Origin of the sequence: Marinomonas foliarum (genome assembly GCF_003337275.1) — a bacterium.
Lineage (GTDB): Bacteria > Pseudomonadota > Gammaproteobacteria > Pseudomonadales > Marinomonadaceae > Marinomonas > Marinomonas foliarum.
Window position 1 is genome coordinate 1 of record NZ_QPJQ01000009.1, and the last position, 21885, is coordinate 21885.

Consider the following 21885-nt stretch of genomic DNA (forward strand, 5'->3'; position numbering starts at 1 on the left):
ATACGATAAAGCATCAGCAATGATGAACATCGGTTTAATACTTGATCCACGTTATTTCAAAACAGAATTGTTAAAGATCCAAGCACGTATTCGCGTGTTTTGAGACAAGTCGAAAGACAATGCAATCAACGCATAGCTCAAAACAAACGCAAAACGAATTGCTTGACGATCATAGAGGCGTTGAACCACCTGATCCCATCCCGAACTCAGAAGTGAAAAGCGCCATCGCCGATGGTAGTGTGGGAGATCCCATGTGAGAGTAGGTCGTCGTCAAGCTTTATATTAAGAGAAACCCCGTCCTGCTCAGCAGGTCGGGGTTTTTTCGTTATGGGGAATCACCATCGCCCATGCTAGTCCCGCAAGGAGATAAGTATGTGGGGCTCTTTATAACAGACAGGCATGTAAGAGTAGATCGTCCCGCAATAGGGGAAGTATCATCAAGCTTTATATTAACAAGGCCCTGATAGCTATGCTGTCAGGGCTTTTTTTCGTCTGGAGAAGGCCGCTCAAGAAAAGTTATCTTCACTCTAATAAGCTTAAGCAATAGCTTCATTCCAGCTTACCAATGTTTTATTTAGCTTAATTAGCTTGTATCAATATCGTAGGTTACAAGGCTTACTAATATCCAAATAAAGTTCAAACAATTTTAAACCTTAGGCTGCCAGCTTTAATTTTAAAGATTCATGTCTACAATGAATAGACTGTTTAATTAAACAAGGAGTTTGAGATGGCAAAAGTGTTAGTTCTTTATTACTCAAGTTATGGTCACATCGAAGCAATGGCTAATGAAATAGCGGAAGGTGCCCGCGGTGCGGGCGCTCAAGTGGATATTAAACGAGTTCCCGAGCTTATGCCGGAAGACGTTGCTAAAAGCTCTGGCGTGAAGCTAGATCAAGATGCTCCCGTTGCCAAACCTGATGACTTGGTGAATTATGATGCCGTGATTTTTGGTTCGCCAACACGCTTCGGTAATATGGCATCTCAAATGAGAAACTTCTTGGACATGACTGGCGGATTATGGGCTGAAGGTAAACTTGTTGGTAAAGTCGGTAGTGTATTTACTTCTACTGGTACCGGCGGTGGCAACGAAACCACTGTGCAATCTTTCCATACGACGTTATTCCATCATGGTTTTGTGGTTGTTGGTCTGCCTTATTCTTGTCCAGAATTAGCTGATGTCAGTGAAGTAAAAGGCGGCTCTCCACTAGGAGCAGGAACCATTGCGGGTGCTGACGGTAGTCGTCAGCCTTCACAAAAAGAAATCGCGATGGCGCGATTCCAAGGTAAGCATGTGGCTGAAATTGCGGCTAAGCTTAGTGCATAGAACCCAATACAATATTTAAAAGGGCAAGCTGGAACGTTTGCCCTTTTTTATACCAATAAACCTATCCACATAGAGAGGAAAGTCAGCTTTTATTATTTGTTAATAAGTTAGACACTTATCCACTTCGTTTGCAGCACCTAGAATCACGGCAACACGTTGGTGGATAGCTTCTGGCTGAATATCGAGAATGCGTTGAGTGTGGGTATGAGCCTTGCCGCCAGCTTGTTCTAATAACATAGCCATTGGGTTTGCTTCATACATTAGGCGTAGCTTGCCTGCTTTAGATGGGTCTTTGTTATCCCAAGGGTATATGAAGATACCACCACGACAAAGAATACGATGCACGTCACCTACCATAGCAGCGACCCAGCGCATATTGAAGTTCTTATCACGAGTACCTTCTTTACCTTTCACTAAGTCACTCACATAGTTCTGCATATTGACTGACCAAAAACGCTGGTTCGACATATTAATAGCGAATTCTTGAGTATCTTGTGCTACTTGAACTTTTTCACGAGTTAGTGTGAAAACATGGTTAACTGGATCATAAGTAAACATGTTGACGCCATTGCCTGTTGTAAGAACCAACATGGTTGATGGGCCATATAAAACATAACCGGCAGCTACTTGTTCTTTACCAGGAATTAGAAAATCAGCTTCAGTAGCTGGTTTATCACCAGTTTGGCGGTAGATGGAGAAGATTGTTCCGACCATAGCATTAATGTCGATATTCGATGAACCATCTAATGGGTCAAAGGCGATGAAGTATTCTCCATCTGTATTAGCGGGAACTATGTAGTCTTCTTCTTCTGAAGCAATGGCTCTTACTGCTGGGCAAGCAAGCAGTGCTTCTTTAAGCATGTCGTTAGAAATAACATCCAGTTTCTTTTGCTCTTCACCCTGAACATTTTCATTGCCAGCCATACCTAAAATACCTGCAAGCGAGCCTTGTTTTAGTGCATCAGATATCGCGATGCAGGTATCAGTTGTTACTGTTAAAACTGCTTGTAATGACGTTGGTGTTGCACTGGATGCTAAAACATCAGGTAGGTTTTGCATGGTCTGGCATTTCCTTGTTATTTGAAGTTGCCGAAATTATGCCATTCTAGTTACTTAGTGTCAGCCAAGGTTGTGTTTTGATCATAAAATAAATAGGGAAAACGGATATTTTCGGATAATCTACGCAAAATACTGAAAAGGAATCTTTATGTCTGATTTTATTGTTCATCATCTGGAACTAAATGGTCAAGGCGGTGCGACAGCATTATCTTCTCTCGATTTACCTACAGTTGTTCCTGAAAGTGGCTGTCGCTGGATACACTTAGATTGCCTTGAGGAGGAAGGGTTTACATGGCTCTCAGATTTAGAGGGAATTCCTGAAACAGCAGTAGAAGCTTTATTCGCTGAAGAAACCCGCCCACGTGCGGTAAAGATGGGAGATGGTTTATTACTGACGTTACGAGGCGTTAATTTAAACCCAGAATCTAACCCTTCCGACATGGTGTCTCTGCGACTTTGGGTAACGCCACATTTTATCGTGTCTAGCCGTCGTCGTAAGCTTTTGTCTGTACAAGATACAGTGAAGAATCTTGTTAACAATGAAGGCCCAACGAATACTGGTGATATTGTGGCGACTTTAACCGAGACATTGACTGGCCGCATGGCGAAAATTATCCATGACTTAGAGGATGAGTTAGCGGACTTAGAGGAAAGCATTGGAGAGGGGATTGAAGCTGATCAGCGTGATTCTCTTGTACAACGTCGCCTTGAAACGATTCGCTTAAGACGTTTTCTTGTACCTCAGAAAGAAGCGATCAATAAATTAGCTCAAGAGTCACTTACTTGGATGACTCCTGATCAAACATCACAAGTGCATGAAGCTGCCAACGATATCACTCGTTATGTCGAAGGGTTAGAGTCATTGCGTGAACGCTGTTTATTGATGCAGGAAGAGTTTGCCAATTTACAGGCTGAAAAGATGAACGCTCGAATGTACGTATTATCGATTCTGTCTGGCATTTTTATGCCTCTAGGCTTTTTAACCGGTTTGTTTGGTATCAACATTGGCGGTATGCCGGGTACAGATAATGGTTCAGCGTTTTGGCTATTTTGTATCGCTTTAGTGGTACTAGGCGGTGGCCAATTTGTGGTAATGAGAAAAAGCCGCTGGTTTTGAGAAAGCGGCCTTTCCTTATCTTATGAATAGCAACAAAAACACTGAAGATTATTTCTTCAGTGTTTTAACGCCATCTTTTGTGGCTAACAGCAAAATATCCGCAGAACGTTTTGCAAACAAGCCATTTGTCACCACACCAACAATGCTGTCGATACTTTTTTCTAGCGCGATAGGATCAAGAATTTCTAGATTATAGACATCTAAAATATGGTTGCCATTGTCGGTAACAACGCCTTCACGATAAACCGGGTCACCGCCTAGTTTTACTAATTCACGAGCTACATGGCCGCGTGCCATTGGAATGATTTCTACAGGAAGAGGGAAATCCCCCAGTAATTTAACTAGCTTGGATTCATCCGCAATACAGACAAATTCGTCACTGCATGCCGCCACGATTTTTTCGCGGGTTAATGCCGCACCGCCGCCTTTGATTAAGTGTAAGTGTTCATCTGACTCATCCGCCCCATCAACGTACACGCGAATGCTATCAACGCTGTTTAGGTTATAAACAGGAATTCCATGCTTTTTTAGTCGCTCTGCAGACGCTTCTGAACTTGCTACAGTGCCGTCAAATAAGCTTTTGTGTTTAGCTAATTCATCAATAAAAAGGTTTGCTGTCGAGCCTGTGCCAACACCGACGATAGTGTCGGTTTCTAACATAGGAAGAATGTAAGCTACCGCAGCTTCTGCAACGGCTTGTTTTAATTCGTCTTGCGTCATGGTGATGTTCACCTTCTATTATAGTTTTACAAGGGGGCGGTATTGTTCGGCTTACTTATAATGATAAGCGACCTCTGATAGTGGTCGTATTATAGGCGCTTAAACAGATGATTGTTACCCCTGCTTTATGCGCTCATTTAACGATTTTATGCTTTTTTCATCTTGGTTTAGAGGCTATCTGTCTTTGCGCCCAGTGAGTTGAAAGAGTATATTTCCTACTCGGTTTTTTTTGACTAGCAGTCAGCGTAGATGTCGTTTAGAACATCGTGTTGTCGATTTATATTCGTTTAGGAAGCACTATGCCTCATACCATGATTAAAAAGATTCTACAGGCGCGCGTTTATGACGTTGCCGTAGAAACACCACTATCTCGTGCCAATCAGTTGTCGAATCGATTAGGTAACGAGATTATTTTGAAGCGAGAAGATTTACAGCCTGTTTTCTCTTTCAAAATTCGTGGGGCATACAACAAGATTTGTCAGTTAACACCAGAAGAGCGTGCTCGAGGTGTTATTGCTGCGTCGGCAGGTAACCACGCACAAGGTTTGGCCTTGGCGGCGAAAAAACTGGGTATTCAAGCGACTATTGTAATGCCTGCAACGACGCCAGAAGTGAAAGTCAGCGCGGTGCGTAATCATGGCGCGGAAGTGGTTTTGTTCGGTGATGCTTTTGATGAAGCGTCGGCAAAATCTCGTGAAATTATGGAAAAAACCGGCCAAGTTTACGTTCATCCATTCGATGACCTAGACACGATTGCAGGTCAAGGCACGATCGGCATGGAAATTCTTCATCAGCACGAAGGTAATATCGACGCGATCTTTATTCCTGTCGGCGGCGGCGGTTTGATCGCAGGAGTGTCGGCTTATATCAAATATCTTCGTCCAGACATTAAAATCATCGGCGTAGAACCAGAAGACGCTGCTTGTCTAAAAATTGCCTTAGAAAAAGGCAAACCCACTCGCTTGCCGACAGTGGGGATTTTTGCCGAAGGTGTAGCTGTGGCAGAAATTGGTAAGAATACTTTTGCGATTGCTAAAGATACTGTTGACGAAGTGATCACTGTTACAACCGATGAAATGTGTGCGGCGATCAAAGACATTTACGATGATACACGTGCGATTACTGAACCTGCTGGTGCGTGTGCCTTGGCGGGCTTGAAAAAATACATCGAGCGTGAAGATGCAAAAGGCCAAACGCTTATCGCCATCAATAGTGGTGCGAACGTCAACTTTGACCGCTTGCGCCATGTTTCTGAGCGAGCGGAATTGGGCGAGAAACGCGAAGCCATTATTGCCGTGAAGATTCCAGAACATCCAGGTAGCTTTAAAGATTTCTGCCAAGCCTTGGTGGGCCGTAATATTACAGAATTTAATTATCGTTATGGCGATGACCAAGAAGCCGTTATTTTTGTTGGCGTCGCTTTAGGTGGCAGTCCGCATAGTCGTAAAGAGCTATTGGAGGACCTGAAAGATTACGAGATCACAGATTTAACCGACGATGAAACGACCAAAGTTCATGTCCGTCATATGATTGGTGGGCATTTACGCAGCGATAAAGGCGAGTTGTTGTACAGCTTTGAATTCCCTGAACGTCCAGGAGCTTTGTTGAAATTCTTAAACACGCTTGGTGGTCAATGGAATATTTCCATGTTCCATTATCGTAATCATGGCGATGCCTATGGGCGTGTTTTGGTTGGGTTGCAAGCGGTAGGAGAAGAAACCGATGTGACTAAATTCTTAGATGAGCTGGGCTATCCTTATCAAGACGAAAATAACAACGATGCTTGTAAGCTGTTCTTTCGCTAAAAGCGTGAAAATCGGTTATCATTAGCGCAACTATTTTTTGAATTCAGCCCTCTCATTGGTGACAGTGAGAGGGCTGTGTGATTCTAATATGTCGCTATTCTTAGTGACATATTTACTGTTTAAAGGTCTCCCTTGTGAATATTCAAACTCTTCTAAATCAACGCATTCAAGCGGCTATGGTTGCGGCTGGCGCATCTGATACTGCGCAAGCGTTAGTGCGTCAATCGGCAAAAGTTCAATTTGGTGATTACCAGGCAAATGGCATTATGGGCGCGGCGAAAGCGCTTAAAATGAACCCTCGTGATTTTGCCCAAGCCACACTTGAGAAATTGGATATTTCAGATCTTGCCGACAAAGTCGAAATCGCCGGGCCTGGTTTTATCAATATCTTCTTGAAAAATATTTGGTTAAGTAAAGAGTTGGTGCAATTGCGTACCAGTGAGCGTCTTGATGTAAATCCAGTTGAAACGCCTGAAACGGTTGTGGTGGATTACTCTGCACCAAACCTCGCTAAAGAAATGCACGTGGGCCATTTACGTTCGACGGTGATTGGCGATGCCGTTGTTCGTACGCTGGAGTTTTTTGGTCATCATGTGGTTCGTCAAAATCACGTAGGTGATTGGGGAACGCAATTCGGTATGTTGTTGGCGTACATGGAACGCCTACGCGCCGAAAATGCCAAGATCAGTATGGCCCTTGCTGACCTTGAAACTTTTTACCGTGCCGCTAAAACCTGCTTTGACGAGGATGAAGCTTTTGCTGCTCGTGCTCGTGAATTGGTTGTTTCCTTGCAGTCTGGTGATGAAGAATGCTTGGCGCTTTGGGATGAGTTTATCGAAATCTCTATGGCGCACTGTGAAGAAACCTACAAGATGCTTGGTGTATCTTTAGAGCGCCAGCACGTAATGCCTGAAAGTGCCTACAACGATGATTTGGCGAACGTGGTTAGTGAGCTGAAAGAACAGGGTATGTTGCAAGAATCTAATGGCGCACAGTGTGTATTCATGGAGGAGTTTGCTAATAAAGAAGGCGAGATTACGCCGGTTATCGTGCAGAAAACCGGTGGCGGTTTCTTGTATGCGACAACCGATTTAGCGGCGGTACGTTTCCGTCAGCATACCTTGAATGCCAACCGTGTGTTGTATTTTGTGGATGCGCGCCAGTCTTTGCATTTCCAGCAGATTTTTACCTTGTCTCGTAAAGCAGGCTTTGTAAAACCAGAAACTCAATTGGAACACATGCCGTTTGGTACTGTGATGGGCAGCGATGGGAAACCATTCAAAACTCGTTCTGGCGGCGTAGCGAAATTGTCTTCTTTGTTGGAAGAGGCTCAAGAGCGTGCTTATCAATTGGTGGCGTCGAAGAACCCAGATATGAGTGAAGAAGAGCTACGTAACATCGGTCGTATAGTCGGTATTGCGTCGGTTAAATACGCTGACCTATCGAAAAACCGTACCAGTGATTACGTGTTCAATTGGGACACCATGTTGAGCTTTGAAGGCAACACAGCACCTTATTTGTTGTACGCTTATTCTCGCGTAGCAAGTATCGTTAAACGCTCTGAAATCGATCTAGCGAGCCTGGCAGGTGATATTTCGGTTGAAGAACCACAAGAACGCGCCTTAGCGATGAAATTGTGTCAGTTTGAAGAGGCTATTCAACAGGTTGCTAATGACGGTATGCCGCACTTCTTGTGTGCTTACCTGTACGATTTAGCGGGTACCTTTATGACTTTCTACGAAGCTTGTCCTATTTTGAACGCCGAAGATGACGTGAAACATAGCCGTCTGCAATTGGCTTTGAATACAGCCTCAACTCTGAAGCTTGGCCTGTCTTTGCTAGGGATTGAAACACTAGAGCGAATGTAAAATTTCTCTACTGTTTTGTTTTAATGAAGAAAATAAAAGGCGCTTTTCTAGTTGATTAGCGCCTTTTATGTTTTAAATCTTAAGTGACATAATCCACACGTAAAATAGGATTAATAAAGAGGAATAATCAGCAGATGAGAATTTATATAGCCTACACTGGAGGCACGATTGGTATGGTGCCTTCAGAGGAAGGCTTAATACCCGATGCGGCCTTTGCTGACCATCTTACTCTACACTTAAATGCATCCGATGAGCTTGCCCACGACTTTGTAATCACTAGTTACCCAAGTTTGATTGATTCATCCAATGCTACGCCGAAAGACTGGCAAACTATCGCTCGTGATATAGAAAGCAAATGGCATGACTTCGATGCCTTTATTGTTCTGCACGGTACAGATACCATGGCTTATACCTCAGCGGCGTTGTCCTTTATGTTTGCCCGCAGTGACAAACCTATTATTGTCACGGGTTCGCAAGTGCCCATGTATAAAGTGCGAACTGATGCCATGATTAATGTGATGGGCGCCATATCTGCTTGCGAAGAGCTTACTTGTGAAAATTATAAAAAAGGTGTGTTTCTATTCTTTGCTGGTCGTTTGATCGAAGGCGACCGAGCTCATAAAGCGCACACCAGTGATTGGCAAGCCTTCAGCTCTCCAAACTGCCCAGAGAGAGGCGTGTTAGGCATCGATTGGCGCTGGCGCTCTGTCGATGTTGCTAAGCAACCAATGCAAATTCAGATTCCAGAAATGCAAGAAGGTTCTGTAACTATTTTGCCTGTCTTCCCTGGTGTTCAAGCTGCTCATTGGCAAGGCTTGTTGAGTGAAAACGTAAAAGGCGCGGTGTTATTAAGTTATGGCGCTGGTAATGCCCCTGATAAAGATCCTGCTCTTTTAGCGCTATTAAAAACCGCTTCAGAACGCGGCGTGGTGATTGTCAATGTGAGTCAATGTGGCGCGGGAAGCGTGGCGGCAGGCGCTTATGCTGCAGGTTCTGCATTGGTTAAAGCGGGTGTAGTGTCAGGAGGGGATATGACTTACGAAGCCTCGTTTGTGAAATTGAGCTTCTTGATCGGTTTAGGCCTTTCGAGCGAAGAAATTAAAAGCAGCTTCTCATAACGAAAAGCTAAAAGGAATTTTGTATGGCATTTTTATATGTGCTTTTAGTGTCGATTTGGTCAACAGGCTTTATCACTGGCAAACTTATCGTCGGTCTGATTGATCCTAACGTTTTTTTAAGTATTCGTTTTGTGTTGGCGGGCTTGTTGTTTCTTGTCATTGCCTTGTGGCAGCGTCGACGCTTTCCTGCATTGAAAGAGTTACCCAAGCACATTATTGCCGGTATGTTGATGAATGGTTTTTACTTGGGCTTTGCCTATGTTGCCATTGCAAAAGGCTTGCCCGCTGGCGTTATGGCCTTAATTGGCGCATTACAGCCAGCCTTGGTGGCGCTACTTGCCTTCTTGTTGATCAAGGAGAAAACGTCTTTGAAAGGTGTCCTCGGCATGCTTGTTGGCATCGTTGGGCTCGTGTTGGTTATCAGTCCAGCACTAGAGTTAGATATGAGTCATGGTGGAGTCACTTTGCTAACGTTTACCTTAGCTTGCGCAGCAATATTTACCTTATCTCTTGGTGTGACCTATCAAAAGATGTCCATATCATCGTCGGATATTTTTAGCTCAATGGCGATTCAAAACCTCGCTGCGAGCGTTGTCTCGATAGGCTTTATGTTGCTACTCGGTGAAACCTTGTTTGCAGTGCAGTTGGAGTCCTTCTTACTCGTTATCTGGGGTGTGCTCGTTTTATCTGGCGGCGGCGTTTTCTTGATGGTGTGGTTATTGAGAAAAGTCAGAGCATCACAGGTGTCGACTATGCTGCTATTGGCCCCGCCATTAGCCGCAATAGAAAGTTACTTTCTATTTAGTGAATCCATGACCATGATTCAGATTATCGGCTTTGTCATAACGATTGTTGGTGTGTATTTCAGTCGAGCAAAAACCAGTGAGGCATGAGGAAAGAGAAGAAAGGCGGTTTTAGCTTTTCTTCTCAAGGATTCTGATTTTGGCTTCCGTACGATCAATCAAGGTACCAAAGCCCTCTATTTCATCGACAAAATTGTTGAATTCAATTTTGCTTGGCAGCAGCTGGCTGTCAGTTTGTAGATGGTGAACCATCTGCATTCTGGCGTTGGTGGTAAACTCTTTGCTCCAAGACCATTGAGCACGAAATAGTCGAGCTAGAGCCGCTGCCGACAAATCGCCAATGTGATCAGCAAGCAATTCTTCCCAATCAAATTCGAAGTTTTCCATCACTTTATGCAGTGTCATTAAGGCTTGAGCATTACCCTGAATGCGCAGGTCGCCATCAAAGAAACCATCGCCGTCGAGCAATTTCCGGTAGGCTACACTCGGTCCTTTAACAAGAGTATCTAGTCGTGGGTCGAGTTCGATCTCATCCAAGCTCTCTGGTCGGTCTAGCATCACGCCCTGTTCGAGGATGTGAATCTGTAGAATAAAAGAGAAGTCTTCTATATAAAGAAAAACCTGTTGACCAGCTAATTTGCCTAGTCGCTCCTGTGATGGTGTGTCTTGTTTAAGGGCGAGGTTGATCGCATTTTCAATCGCGCTAAGAGCCGATAAACTAAGTGAACCCATAAAAATATCTTCCCGATAATGGCTTAAATACGGTTAAAACTAAAGCTGGTGGATTTGAATCACTGCAGTGTCACGCGTCTGGCCTTCTTTTTCAAGGCGATCCAGGTACATTTGCCAGAGTTCATCATGGTTTTTACCGATGTTATAGAGATATTCCCACGTATAGAGGCCTGTATCGTGCCCATCATCAAAAGATATCTTAAGTGCATAATTACCAGCACCTTCTACGTTATTGATACCAACGTGCTTTTTACCGTATTGCAGAATAGGGATTTGTAACCCGTGACCACGCACTTCAGCAGAAGGTGAATGTACTCGAAGATATTCTGCGCTTAGGCGGAAGCTCTGCCCATCAGCAAAGGCGATGGCCAATTCACGGGACTGTTTATGGTAGTTAATTGAAGTTGGCGTAGGCGTTGCCATGGTCTTGTTTCCTATATTACCCCTTCAATGAAGGGGTATGTTATATGGTTGAATCAATTATAGGATGTATTGGCTTAGGTCTTCGTCTTCAGCGATTTCCCCAAGTTGTTCATCTACATAAGCTGCAGTAATGTCGACGGTCTGATCATCAGGCATATCGCTAGCAGAATAAGACACTTCTTCAAGTAAGCGTTCAAGTACCGTATGCAAGCGGCGGGCGCCGATGTTTTCTGTGCGTTCATTCACTTGGAATGCGATCTCTGCAATACGATGAATACCTTCTTCGGTGAAGTTTAAATTGATATTTTCTGTTTTCGCCAGCGCCACATATTGTTTAGTAAGAGAGGCACTTGGCTCTACCAAGATACGCTTGAAGTCGTTTACTGTTAGTGCATCTAATTCAACACGAATCGGTAGGCGACCTTGCAGTTCCGGAATTAAGTCGGATGGCTTAGACAGATGGAAGGCACCAGACGCAATAAATAGGATATGGTCAGTTTTGACCATGCCGTATTTTGTGCTAACTGTACAACCTTCGACTAATGGTAGTAAGTCACGTTGTACGCCTTCACGAGAAACTTCACCACCAGAACGTTCAGAGCTTTTTGCCACTTTATCGATTTCATCTAAGAATACGATTCCGTTTTGCTCAACCGCTTCAACCGCACGGGCTTTTAGCTCTTCTTCGTTAACCAGTTTCGCGGCTTCTTCATCACGAACTTGGCGTAAGGCTTCTTTGACTTTCAATTTACGCTTTTTGGTTTTTTGTGAGCCAAAGCTAGAAAACATGTTTTGCAGCTGGCTGGTCATCTCTTCCATTCCAGGTGGTGTCATGATTTCTACACCCATTGGCGAGTCAGCAACATCGATGTCGATTTCTTTATCGTCCAGTTGGCCTTCGCGTAATTTCTTGCGAAAAGTCTGGCGCGTGCTGTTGTCTTCTAGTTCCGGGTCGCCGCCACGAGCGGGTGGTAATAGCACATCAAGAATACGGTCTTCTGCTGCGTCTTCAGCTTTATGGCGCAATTTTGCGGTTTCTTGCTCACGCAGCATTTTGATTGCCATTTCGACCAGGTCACGGATGATGGATTCCACATCGCGGCCAACATAGCCTACTTCGGTAAATTTAGTGGCTTCGATCTTAATGAATGGCGCGTTAGATAGCTTGGCTAAACGACGAGCTATTTCAGTTTTACCAACACCAGTTGGCCCAATCATCAAAATATTTTTTGGTGTAACTTCCGCACGCATGTCTTCAGGAAGTTGCATGCGACGCCAGCGATTGCGTAGTGCGATGGCAACAGCGCGCTTTGCTTTTTGCTGACCAATAATGTGATTGTCTAAGGCGTTAACCGTCTCTCTTGGGGTCATGCTGCTCATTATCAATTCTCTTCTATGTTCTTGAATGATGTTGTCTGCGTTGTAGACTACTACTCTAGGCGGATTTGTCTTCAAGCTGCGGGTCTATCGTAATTTCTTCGATGGTTAGGCTGTGATTGGTAAAGACACAGATGTCTGCTGCAATATTAAGGCTTTTCTCGACAATGTCTTTTGCTGTTAGGTCTGTGTTGTCGATTAAGGCACGAGCTGCTGCTTCTGCGTAATTGCCACCAGAGCCAATGGCTAATGCGCCGTGCTGCGGCTCAACAACATCGCCAGTTCCTGTAATGATTAGTGTGCTTTCTTTATTGGCAACTATCAGCATAGCTTCTAACTTGCGTAATGCGCGGTCGGATCGCCAGTCTTTGGCAAGATCTACAGCGGCGCGAACAAGTTGGCCTTGGTGTTTTTCTAACTGGCCTTCGAAGCGTTCGAATAGAGTGAAGGCATCCGCTGTACCGCCAGCGAAGCCAGCAATCACTTCACCATGGTATAAGCGACGCACTTTACGAGCATTGCCTTTCATCACAGTGTTGCCTAAAGATACTTGTCCATCGCCGCCTACGACGACTTGGTTGCCTTTGCGTACAGTAAGAATCGTTGTCATGGGTCTACTCCAGTTTCGATTCTAATAAAATGGGGGCGAGCAGAAGGATTTCAAGCAAGGATTGCATACAGAGTTAGCTTCCATTTTCTGTATGCAATCTATACGAGATTGAGAGAAAGGTTATTGTTCTTTTTTTACTTTGTAAGAATAGGGAGAGATATCCATTGAAACGAGCTTGTCTTCGGCTCGATTCATTTTAGAGCGCGATTCATAAGGGCCTAATACCACGCGGTACCAAGGTTGTTCCCCTTGCCCTATGGTTTTTCGAATGCTGCTTTCTACGAGCCCAGATAGGATGAGCTGGGCTCGCATGCGATCTGCGTCTTCAGGGTTTCTGAAAGAAGCGGCTTGCAGCATGTAATAGAAATCTTGCTCGCCACGAGGCGTAGATTGATACGCATCTACATGGCTGGTATCGACTTTGCTATCTTGCAATATTTGGTAAAACTCGAAGGTGTCCTTTTTCGGCATCACCTTGATAACTTCTTCTTTCTTAACTGGAGTAGGCTTAGGTTTTGGCGTTACTTTTATTTTCTCTACCGGTACAGGCACTGATTTCGGTGCGACTTGGTTCAGTTGCGTTAGTCCATAAATAAAAGCCACAAGGATTGCAGGTACCAGCAGCCATAACCACCATGCTGTTTTGCGTTTCTGTGGTGGGGGCGTTCGACGAGTTGCCCCTTTTTTGGGACGGCTTCCTTTTGCTGCAATTTGAATGGGGCTAAACATAATTTTGGCTTTTTGCTATGTGTAAATAGGATACTGGATCAATTGCGCACATTATGCGTGCAAGATCAGTAAGTTTCCAGTGGATCTACATCAATTGCAAAACGAATTCTGTGTTGTCGAGTAGACTGCTCTAGCCAATCACTGATCATTTGGGTTGCTTGATGCAAAGGTGCTCGGTGGGCGGCTTTGATCGAAATCAGCGCTCGATGCTGTCCAGCCTTACGAACTATGATGGCTGCGTAAGGTCCAACCAGATAAACATCCTTTGCAAAGTAGGGTTCAAGGTCATTTCTCATGGCAGATAATAACTGCATGGCTTCTTGTTCATTACCCGATTCGGCTCGCACTATAACCTGATGATAAAAGGGTGGAAGCGAAAGCGATTTACGTTCAGCCAAGCCATCTATAGCAAAATGCTCGTAGCCAAGATTGCATAAACATTCGATTGCGGCATGGTCTGGGTGATATGTCTGTAGCAAAACGTGTCCAGGCTTTTTGGCACGACCAGCACGACCAGCGACTTGGGTAATAAGCTGAGCAGTTCGTTCCATACCTCGAAAATCGGACGAAAATAGGCCCGCATCAGCATCCATGATAATCACCAAGGTGACGTTGGGAAAGTGATGACCTTTAGCCAGCATTTGCGTGCCGATTAAAATAGCTTGATCGTGTTCATGTATTTTTTGGGTTAGTTTCGCCATGGCAGACTTACGTTGGGTGCTGTCGCGGTCTATGCGTAGGATTGGCACTTCTTTGAATAGGGTGCTGAGTTGAGTTTCGATTTGCTCTGTGCCTTCACCGACGGTAAATAGTTCTTCTGATTGACACTCAGGGCAAGTGTGAAGAAGGGCTTTTTGCGTGTCGCAATGATGGCAGTGTAGTTTATTCGCGCGCTTATGGACGGTAAGGTTGACATCGCAATGATCACACGCAGCGATCCAACCGCATTGGTGACACATTAACGTAGGGGCGTAGCCTCGACGGTTTAAAAACACCAAGACTTGTTCCTTACGCTCTAAGCAGAGTTTCATACTGGCAAGTGCTTGTTCGCTGAAGCCATGCACGAGTGTTTTTCCGCGTAGGTCTACTCTTTCCATTTCTGGAATGTGGGCATTGCCAGCTCGTTGGCGAAGCTTTAACCAAGCAAAACGTTTTTGTAGTGCATTCGTTAAGCTTTCATAAGACGGTGTAGCCGAGGCAAGTAGTACTGGAATATTCAGCGCTTGAGCGCGCTTTACCGCAAGGTCTCGAGCGTGATAACGAAAGCCTTCATGTTGCTTATAGGAGGTGTCGTGCTCTTCATCAATGACAATCATGCCGAGGTTAGGAGCGGGGATGAAAGCCGCAGAACGTGTGCCAATGATGATTTTTGCATGGCCGCTGGCGGCCAATAGCCAAGCATCCAGACGCTCTCTATCGCTCATGTTGGAGTGCATTAAGACAATGTCAGTATTAAATCGAATTTCGAATCGCTTCAGGGTTTGTGGTGTTAGACCTATTTCTGGCACCATCACTAACACTTGCTTGCCTTCTTCTATTAGGCGCTCCATGACTCGCAAGAATACTTCCGTTTTGCCGCTACCTGTTACGCCATCCAATAAGGCGACATTGAATTGATGGCGATAGTCTAATAAATGCTCTGTAGCCCTCATTTGTTCTGGGTTGAGAGTTGGTGGCACTTGAGTTTGGTGAGCGTGCTTTTCGCCACCTTTGTTAAAAGAGCGAGGTTCGCGTCGTAATAAGCCTTTTTCTTCTAAGCTCTTTCCCGCTGCAGGAGCAAGGTCTAACACAGAAGCCGCATGTTGGCTTAAACCGTTAGGATGCTGTTGCACTGCTTTCAAAAAGTCTTGCTGACGAGGAGCTCTGCTAAGTTGTTCAAGCGGTAGAGATTGACCTTGTTGCGTAGTGAACCACCAATTTTCTGTACGAAACTCTGCATTTTCACCTTTGCGAAGTAAGACTGGCAAGGCGTGAAATATCACGTCGCCAATAGGGTGGTGATAATAACGTGCAGCCCATTCACACAGCGCCATTAGCTCGGCACTAATCACAGGGCTTTCATCTTGGAGAGATGTCAGTGGCTTAACTTGTTCAGGGTCCCAGTCGCAGGTTTCGCTGAGGGCAACAATAACGCCAAGTCGGCTGCTTTTTCCGAAGGGAACTTTAACGCGCATGCCAGGTTTTAATTCATGCCTTAGGGCAATTGCTTTGGGAACTTTATAGTCAAAGAGTGTCCGCATTGGTACGGGCAAAGCGACTTTAATGTATGGGTGAAGTGTTAGAAGCGCTTCAGACATGCGTTAGGTTGAACCTTATAGTAAAGCAAAAATTAGAGTTCTTAGTGAATAAGATAAGTGTACGTCAGAGTGGTGACTAAGGGCGAGCCACATTTTTATAAGAAAAGCGTGATAAAAAGGTTGCTGATTGGATCATAGATCCCTAAAATACGCTGTTCTTGGATCCACTGTACAATGTCTGTACAACGAAACGTGCGGTGCTTGGCGAGGCGATAGCCCATTTATATATCGATCAAGTGGCGGCACACCAAACTTTAAGGTAACTACGATGAAAAAAGATATCCACCCAACTTACTCAGCGCTTACTGCAACTTGTACTTGTGGTAACACTTTGAACTTGAACTCAACACATGGTAAAGACATGCACATCGACGTATGTAGCAACTGTCACCCATTCTACACAGGCCAGCAAAAAATGTTGGATACTGGTGGTCGTGTTGATCGCTTCAACAAGCGTTTCGGAGCGCGTCGTACTACTAAGTAATTGGTGGAATGACTGTGATCTCTTTAAAAAAGCGCCAAGCTCTCTTGGCGCTTTTTTTGTTTTTGTCCTTTGCGGTTCAAGCTGAGGAGCTTTGTGTCGCGACTGGTCCGCTTGAAAAAGCAAAGATAAAACGCATTGTCGATGGCGATACAATTCATCTTGTTGATGGTCGAAAAGTTAGACTGGTGGGAATAGATACTCCCGAACTAGACCACAAAAAAGGCAATCATGAACCTTTTGCCGTTGAGGCGACAGAGTTTGTACGCTCTCGTCTTGATCAATATGTTTATATTCAAACAGCAAAGGTCGACAAGGATAGATATGGTCGTAAGTTGTACTATCTTTTCGATAAAGATCGTATTTCATTAACAAGTCAGCTACTATCCGAAGGACTTGGTTATCGTATTGCAATCCCTCCAAACCTAGCCTATCAGGCTTGTTTTGAGGCATCCGAAAGTATAGCTCGCAAAGCACATAAGAAATTATGGCAGCAATCTTTGCAATGGCAGCCACAAGCTGGCTTTGCAATCTCTCGTGTTAACATCACCTCAATTACTAAGAACCGAGGAGGTTGGTGGCTAGAAACCGATCAGGATCTAGTAATCAACTTACCACCCAGTGTTACCGATTATTGGCCAGCTCAAGAAATATTTTATCTTGAGGGGCGGAAGATAGAGGTACGGGGTTGGCAGCATCGAAGGAAAAGTCGACATTCGGACTTTAAATCTTGGGTTCTTTCTGTAAGGCACCCCAATGATTTGCTTGAGATCAAAGACTCTGTCAGTCCTTGACTGATAGAATATTCCTATGATCTTGCGCTTTAAAGTATTAGATATATCGATTATTCTGATGAAACAAAATTATAAGGTGCCACTTTCGAAGCTTTTTTAGGCTTGGGAACAAGGCCCAATTTGGCTATGATAAAACTAATGAATTACACCAAATAGACGGAAACATAATAATGGCAGAAGATATAAAACAAGCTGCACTGGACTACCATGAGTACCCAGTTCCAGGAAAATTGAGCGTTACTATTACTAAACCAACAGCAACTGCTCGTGACCTTGCTCTTGCATACAGCCCTGGTGTGGCTGAGCCTTGCCGTGAAATCGCAAAAGATCCAGAAGCAGCTTACCGCTTCACAGGTAAAGGCAACTTAGTTGCTGTCATTTCTGATGGCTCTGCGATCCTTGGTTTAGGTAACCTAGGTCCATTGGCAAGCAAGCCAGTTATGGAAGGTAAAGGTTTATTGTTTAAACGCTTCGCTGGCATTAATTCTGTTGATGTGGAAGTTGAATCTGAAAGCCCACAAGCCTTTATTGATACCGTTGCTCGTATTGCGAACACATACGGCGGTATTAACCTAGAAGACATCAAAGCACCTGAGTGTTTTGAAATCGAACGTCAGTTGATCGAGCGTTGCTCTATCCCAGTTTTTCATGATGACCAGCACGGTACAGCGATTGTAACAGCAGCTGGCCTTTTGAATGCGCTTGAGCTTCAAGGCAAAGACATTGCTGATGCTAAAATCGTTTGTTTAGGTGCGGGTGCTGCGGCAACGGCGTGTATGAAACTGATCATCGCTTGTGGTGCACAACGTGAGAATATCTTCGTTCTAGACCGTAACGGTGTCATTCATTCTGGCCGTACAGACTTGAACCAGTTCAAAGCAATGTTTGCAATTGATACTGACAAGCGCACTCTTGATGACGCCATTGATGGTGCTGATGTATTCATCGGTGTATCTGGTCCAGATCTATTGTCTGCTGACCAATTAGCTAAAATGGCAGCTAATCCAATCGTTTTTGCTTGTTCGAACCCAGATCCAGAAATCAATCCAGAGCTTGCTCTCGCGACTCGTGATGATTTGATTATGGCGACTGGACGTTCTGACTACCCTAACCAAGTAAACAATGTGCTTGGCTTCCCTTTCATCTTCCGTGGTGCATTAGACGTTCGAGCGACTAAGATCAACGAAGAAATGAAAGTAGCAGCGGTTCATGCACTTAAAGACCTTGCGAAGGAAGAAGCGCCAGCGGATGTTGTTGCTGCATACGGCGGCGGTGCGTTGAGCTTCGGTAAAGAGTACATCTTGCCGAAACCAATGGACTCTCGTTTGCTGAATGTAGTTTCTGCAGCGGTAGCTCGCGCAGCGGTGGATTCTGGAGTGGCAATGCTTCCATACCCAGATTTCTACCCTTTAGAGAATCTTGACCACTTCGGTGCTTAATCGAATTAAGGTCAACTAAAAAGGCGACTCCCTGATAAGGAGTCGCCTTTTTTTGCGATATTTTTCAGATGCAAAGCTGTAATGCCATGGATTAAAGTATGGGAGAAATGGAATGAAAGTAGCTATTTACTGTGGCTCAGCAGAGGGAAAATCTCCCGATTATGTCAATTGCGTAAAAGCTTTAGGAAGGCACTTGGCGGAGCAGGGCGTTGGTGTTGTTTATGGTGGAGGTAATGTTGGTTTAATGGGCGTGATTGCTAATGCTGTGTTACAAGCAGGCGGTAAAGTTATCGGCGTTATTCCTCAGCATTTAAAATCAAAAGAAATTGCCCACCCTAGCTTAACTGAGCTTCATATAGTCGCCAATATGCATGAACGCAAGGCGAAGATGAGTGAATTGGCCGATGCTTTTGTGGCGCTCCCTGGTGGCGTAGGAACGCTAGAGGAAATGTTTGAAATTTGGACTTGGGGGCAGCTCGGGTTACACGATAAACCTTGTGCTTTTTATAATATAAATGGCTTTTATGATCCATTGTTTACTATGGTTGAAAGCATGCAACAGGCAGGGTTTGTGAAACAATCTTATATCGATATGATTATCAAGGTGAATTCACCTGAGGCCCTATTATCAGCTTTTCAAGCATATAGAGCGCCTCAACCTAAGTGGAGTTAACGTGCTTGATAGCATAAAAATGCCAGCTCGAGGCTGGCATTTTTATGCTCTTGTACTAAGCGCTGTTAGAACAAGTTCTCTAGTACATTATTTTCCTGTTTCTCTTCTTGTGCTTCGTTACCATTACCATTGTTGTTAGAGGCTGGCAAATTTAGCTCTCTTTGTGCTGGCACGTGGTCTCTTCTAAATATCTCGAAAATTGCATTAGACTGGCCAGGAAGTGCCCGCTCACCTGTATTTGGGTCGATTCTTACTGTAACCAAAGAGGATGGTTTTGCTACATAAGAAGGTTCTGTACCTTTAAGTGCTTCACGCATGTAATCGATCCAAGCTGGTAGTGATACTGATCCACCCCATTCGCCACGACCTAGCGGAGATGAATTGTCAAAGCCACTCCATACGGACGTCACTAATTCACCATTAAAGCCAGAAAACCAAGCATCGCGTCCATCGTTAGTGGTACCTGTTTTACCAGCAATATCATCTCTCTGGAGGACGCGAGCGCGTCGCCCAGTACCGTATTTGATTACATCTCTCATCATGTCATAAATGATGTAGTTCACTTCAGGGTCAAGCACTTGTGGCGCGACAGGTAAACTCTGAATGCCTTTAGGAGTGTTGAATAATCCCATTTGCAAGTCGCCGTCATTTGGTTTTTCTAGCATAGTGCACGTCAGGCAAACGGTAACTGGGCTCGCTTGGAATAGAGTTTCATTGTTACGGTCTATTACTTTATCAATAAGGTAAGGCTGTACTTGATAGCCACCGTTAGAGAAAACAGCGTAGCCTGTTGCGATCTGTAGTGGAGATAAGTTGGCGCTACCCAAAGATAACGACAAATTATGTGGTAACTCATTAGGATCAAAGCCAAAGCGTCTTAGGAAGTTTAGTGTAGGTCGAATGCCTAGTTCATCTAACAGACGAACCGAGACTATGTTTTGTGAGCGATACAATGCTTGGCGTAAACGTGTTGGCCCATAGAACTTGCCGCCGTCGTTGGTTGGACGCCACGCGGAGGCCAAGTTTGAATCATTAAACACCACGGGTGCATCATTAATAATGCTGGCTGCTGTATAGCCTCTGTCTAATGCGCTGGCATAAATAAACGGCTTAAAGTTTGATCCAGGTTGACGCTTAGACTGAGTGATACGGTTGAACTTGTTTTCAAAAAAGTTAAAGCCGCCCACAAGAGCTTGGATGGCGCCATCTTTACTGTTCAAAGAGATTAACGCGCTTTGAACCGTTGGCTTTTGTGCCAATATCCAGCCAAGTTTAGCGTCTGGGCGCAAACGTACAATGTCACCCGGAACCAAGACGTCAGAGACAGTGGTTGGTGTTGCCCCTTGCGAGTCTTCATTGATATAAGGCTTGGCCCATTTTATGGCGTCCCACGCTAGAGTAGCGCGTTTACCGTCGGCTAGACGAACATCCGCTGTGTTTTCATCAATGTTAATAACCAGGGCTGTTTGCCAGTTATAGAAGCGCTCTATATCTTGTAACGCTTTTTCTTGCTCTTCGAGTGGTGCTTCAACTAGATCCACTCGGGTTTCGATGGAACCGCGGTAGCCATGGCGAGTATCGTAGCTTAAAACACCATTAAAAACGGCACTGTTGGCGGCTTTTTGGCGAGTTGAATCAATGGTGGTATAGACGGTCATCCCCGTGCTGTAAAGGTCATCGCCAAAGGTGTTATACAGTTCTGCGCGAACCATTTCTGCAATGTAGCCAGCTTCAATGTCTGGCATTACTCCGTGATTCTTAGCGGTAATCGGCGCTTCAACAGCATCTTGGTAGGCGTCTTTATCAATCATGCCAAGGGACAGCATTCGCTGTAAAATCCAGTTGCGGCGGATCAAGGCACGAGAAGGGTTTACAACTGGATTAAAGCGAGAGGGTGCTTTTGGCAAACCTGCTATCATTGCTAGTTGTGCAAGGTCTAGCTCGCTTAGATTTTTGCCATAATAGACTTGAGCGGCGGCTTCGAAGCCATAAGCACGATTCCCTAAGTAGATTTTATTGACGTAAAGCTCAAGAATTTCATGTTTGCTTAGCTCTCGTTCCATTTTTAAAGCAATAAAGATTTCTGTAAATTTACGTGTGTAGGTTTGCTCGAACGAAAGAAAGTAGTTACGTGCCACCTGCATGGTGATGGTACTGCCGCCGCCTTGTTTTTGACCTGTGGTGATAAGCTGCATGACTGCGCGGCCTAAGCCAAGAATGTCTACGCCAGGGTGATGGTAAAAATTGGTGTCTTCTGCCGCTAAAATGGCGTGTTCTAGATTGGTTGGTATTTCTGAGTAATTAATCGGCGAGCGACGTTGCTCGCCGAATTCTCCAATAAGCTGGTCGTCAGCAGTATAGATCCGCAATGGAATTCGAAGTTCTATGGCCTTAAGTTCATCTACGGTGGGAATGCGGTCTTTTACATTGTAGTAAATAGCATAGGTAATGCCGACGGCGCAAAGGGCCCCGAAAAGACCGAGAAAGAAGAGAATTTTAAGTGTCTTGGCCATATT

General features: G+C 44.7%; 19 protein-coding genes and 1 rRNA gene. 11 read left to right on the top strand and 9 right to left on the bottom strand.

The features are described from left to right. Window positions 1-161: 161 nt before the first annotated feature. Together rrf and wrbA are read left to right on the top strand one after the other, a co-directional pair. A 5S ribosomal RNA gene (gene rrf, locus DFP77_RS06485) occupies window positions 162-276 on the top strand. 451 nt (window positions 277-727) lie between these two features. After that, window positions 728-1324: an NAD(P)H:quinone oxidoreductase gene (wrbA, locus tag DFP77_RS06490; RefSeq protein ID WP_114411469.1), complete on the top strand. Its 597-nt coding sequence runs from the start codon at window positions 728-730 to the stop codon at window positions 1322-1324. A 99-nt stretch (window positions 1325-1423) separates the two neighbouring features. Here the strand turns inward: wrbA and DFP77_RS06495 are convergent, their stop codons facing one another. After that, window positions 1424-2383, bottom strand: coding sequence for a class 1 fructose-bisphosphatase (locus tag DFP77_RS06495; RefSeq protein WP_114411470.1), 960 nt, complete (start codon window positions 2381-2383; stop codon window positions 1424-1426). 148 nt (window positions 2384-2531) lie between these two features. On the opposite strand from DFP77_RS06495, the gene DFP77_RS06500 reads away from it, so the two are divergent. Further along, a complete protein-coding gene (locus DFP77_RS06500) occupies window positions 2532-3500 on the top strand; it encodes a zinc transporter ZntB (RefSeq protein ID WP_114411471.1) in 969 nt (322 codons plus the stop codon). Between the two features lie 48 nt (window positions 3501-3548). Here DFP77_RS06500 and rpiA read toward each other — a convergent pair whose 3' ends face one another. Beyond that, window positions 3549-4220, bottom strand: a complete 672-nt coding sequence (gene rpiA / locus DFP77_RS06505; RefSeq protein ID WP_114411472.1) for a ribose-5-phosphate isomerase RpiA — start codon at window positions 4218-4220, stop codon at window positions 3549-3551. Window positions 4221-4519: 299 nt separating this feature from the next. Between rpiA and ilvA the strand changes: the two genes are divergently transcribed. The 4 genes from ilvA to DFP77_RS06525 all read left to right on the top strand — a co-directional run bounded on the left by ilvA (window position 4520) and on the right by DFP77_RS06525 (window position 9904). Then, entirely contained in the window at window positions 4520-6025 is a 1506-nt protein-coding gene (gene ilvA, locus DFP77_RS06510) for a threonine ammonia-lyase, biosynthetic (protein ID WP_114411473.1), read from the top strand. Window positions 6026-6159: 134 nt separating this feature from the next. Further along, window positions 6160-7893, top strand: a complete 1734-nt coding sequence (argS, locus tag DFP77_RS06515; RefSeq protein ID WP_114411474.1) for an arginine--tRNA ligase — start codon at window positions 6160-6162, stop codon at window positions 7891-7893. 134 nt (window positions 7894-8027) lie between these two features. Further along, on the top strand, window positions 8028-9011 hold the full coding sequence (locus DFP77_RS06520; RefSeq protein ID WP_114411475.1) for an asparaginase domain-containing protein: 984 nt from the start codon (window positions 8028-8030) through the stop codon (window positions 9009-9011). Between the two features lie 23 nt (window positions 9012-9034). Then, a complete protein-coding gene (locus DFP77_RS06525; protein ID WP_114411476.1) occupies window positions 9035-9904 on the top strand; it encodes a DMT family transporter in 870 nt (289 codons plus the stop codon). Window positions 9905-9925: 21 nt separating this feature from the next. Here DFP77_RS06525 and DFP77_RS06530 read toward each other — a convergent pair whose 3' ends face one another. The 6 genes from DFP77_RS06530 to DFP77_RS06555 all read right to left on the bottom strand — a co-directional run bounded on the left by DFP77_RS06530 (window position 9926) and on the right by DFP77_RS06555 (window position 15982). Next, window positions 9926-10546, bottom strand: coding sequence for a ubiquinone biosynthesis accessory factor UbiJ (locus tag DFP77_RS06530; RefSeq protein WP_114411477.1), 621 nt, complete (start codon window positions 10544-10546; stop codon window positions 9926-9928). Between the two features lie 39 nt (window positions 10547-10585). Then, window positions 10586-10969, bottom strand: coding sequence for a gamma-butyrobetaine hydroxylase family protein (locus DFP77_RS06535; RefSeq protein ID WP_114411478.1), 384 nt, complete (start codon window positions 10967-10969; stop codon window positions 10586-10588). A 57-nt stretch (window positions 10970-11026) separates the two neighbouring features. Continuing rightward, the gene (gene hslU, locus DFP77_RS06540; RefSeq protein ID WP_114411479.1) at window positions 11027-12349 is read right to left on the bottom strand and encodes an ATP-dependent protease ATPase subunit HslU; all 1323 of its coding nucleotides are present in this window, start codon (window positions 12347-12349) and stop codon (window positions 11027-11029) included. A gap of 55 nt (window positions 12350-12404) precedes the next feature. After that, entirely contained in the window at window positions 12405-12956 is a 552-nt protein-coding gene (gene hslV, locus DFP77_RS06545; protein WP_114411480.1) for an ATP-dependent protease subunit HslV, read from the bottom strand. 120 nt (window positions 12957-13076) lie between these two features. Beyond that, a complete protein-coding gene (locus DFP77_RS06550; protein ID WP_114411481.1) occupies window positions 13077-13685 on the bottom strand; it encodes an SPOR domain-containing protein in 609 nt (202 codons plus the stop codon). A 65-nt stretch (window positions 13686-13750) separates the two neighbouring features. Then, window positions 13751-15982: a primosomal protein N' gene (locus DFP77_RS06555; protein WP_114411482.1), complete on the bottom strand. Its 2232-nt coding sequence runs from the start codon at window positions 15980-15982 to the stop codon at window positions 13751-13753. A 268-nt stretch (window positions 15983-16250) separates the two neighbouring features. On the opposite strand from DFP77_RS06555, the gene rpmE reads away from it, so the two are divergent. The 4 genes from rpmE (at window position 16251) to DFP77_RS06575 (ending at window position 19369) form a co-directional block, all read left to right on the top strand. Next, entirely contained in the window at window positions 16251-16466 is a 216-nt protein-coding gene (rpmE, locus tag DFP77_RS06560; RefSeq protein ID WP_114411483.1) for a 50S ribosomal protein L31, read from the top strand. A gap of 8 nt (window positions 16467-16474) precedes the next feature. Beyond that, a complete protein-coding gene (locus tag DFP77_RS06565; protein WP_114411484.1) occupies window positions 16475-17257 on the top strand; it encodes a thermonuclease family protein in 783 nt (260 codons plus the stop codon). A gap of 170 nt (window positions 17258-17427) precedes the next feature. Next, a complete protein-coding gene (locus DFP77_RS06570; protein WP_114411485.1) occupies window positions 17428-18696 on the top strand; it encodes a malic enzyme-like NAD(P)-binding protein in 1269 nt (422 codons plus the stop codon). Window positions 18697-18808: 112 nt separating this feature from the next. Next, window positions 18809-19369: an LOG family protein gene (locus tag DFP77_RS06575; protein ID WP_114411486.1), complete on the top strand. Its 561-nt coding sequence runs from the start codon at window positions 18809-18811 to the stop codon at window positions 19367-19369. A gap of 65 nt (window positions 19370-19434) precedes the next feature. Here DFP77_RS06575 and DFP77_RS06580 read toward each other — a convergent pair whose 3' ends face one another. Beyond that, window positions 19435-21882 (bottom strand): penicillin-binding protein 1A, encoded by a 2448-nt coding sequence (locus DFP77_RS06580; protein ID WP_114411487.1) that lies wholly within the window; start codon window positions 21880-21882, stop codon window positions 19435-19437. Window positions 21883-21885 lie beyond the last annotated feature (3 nt).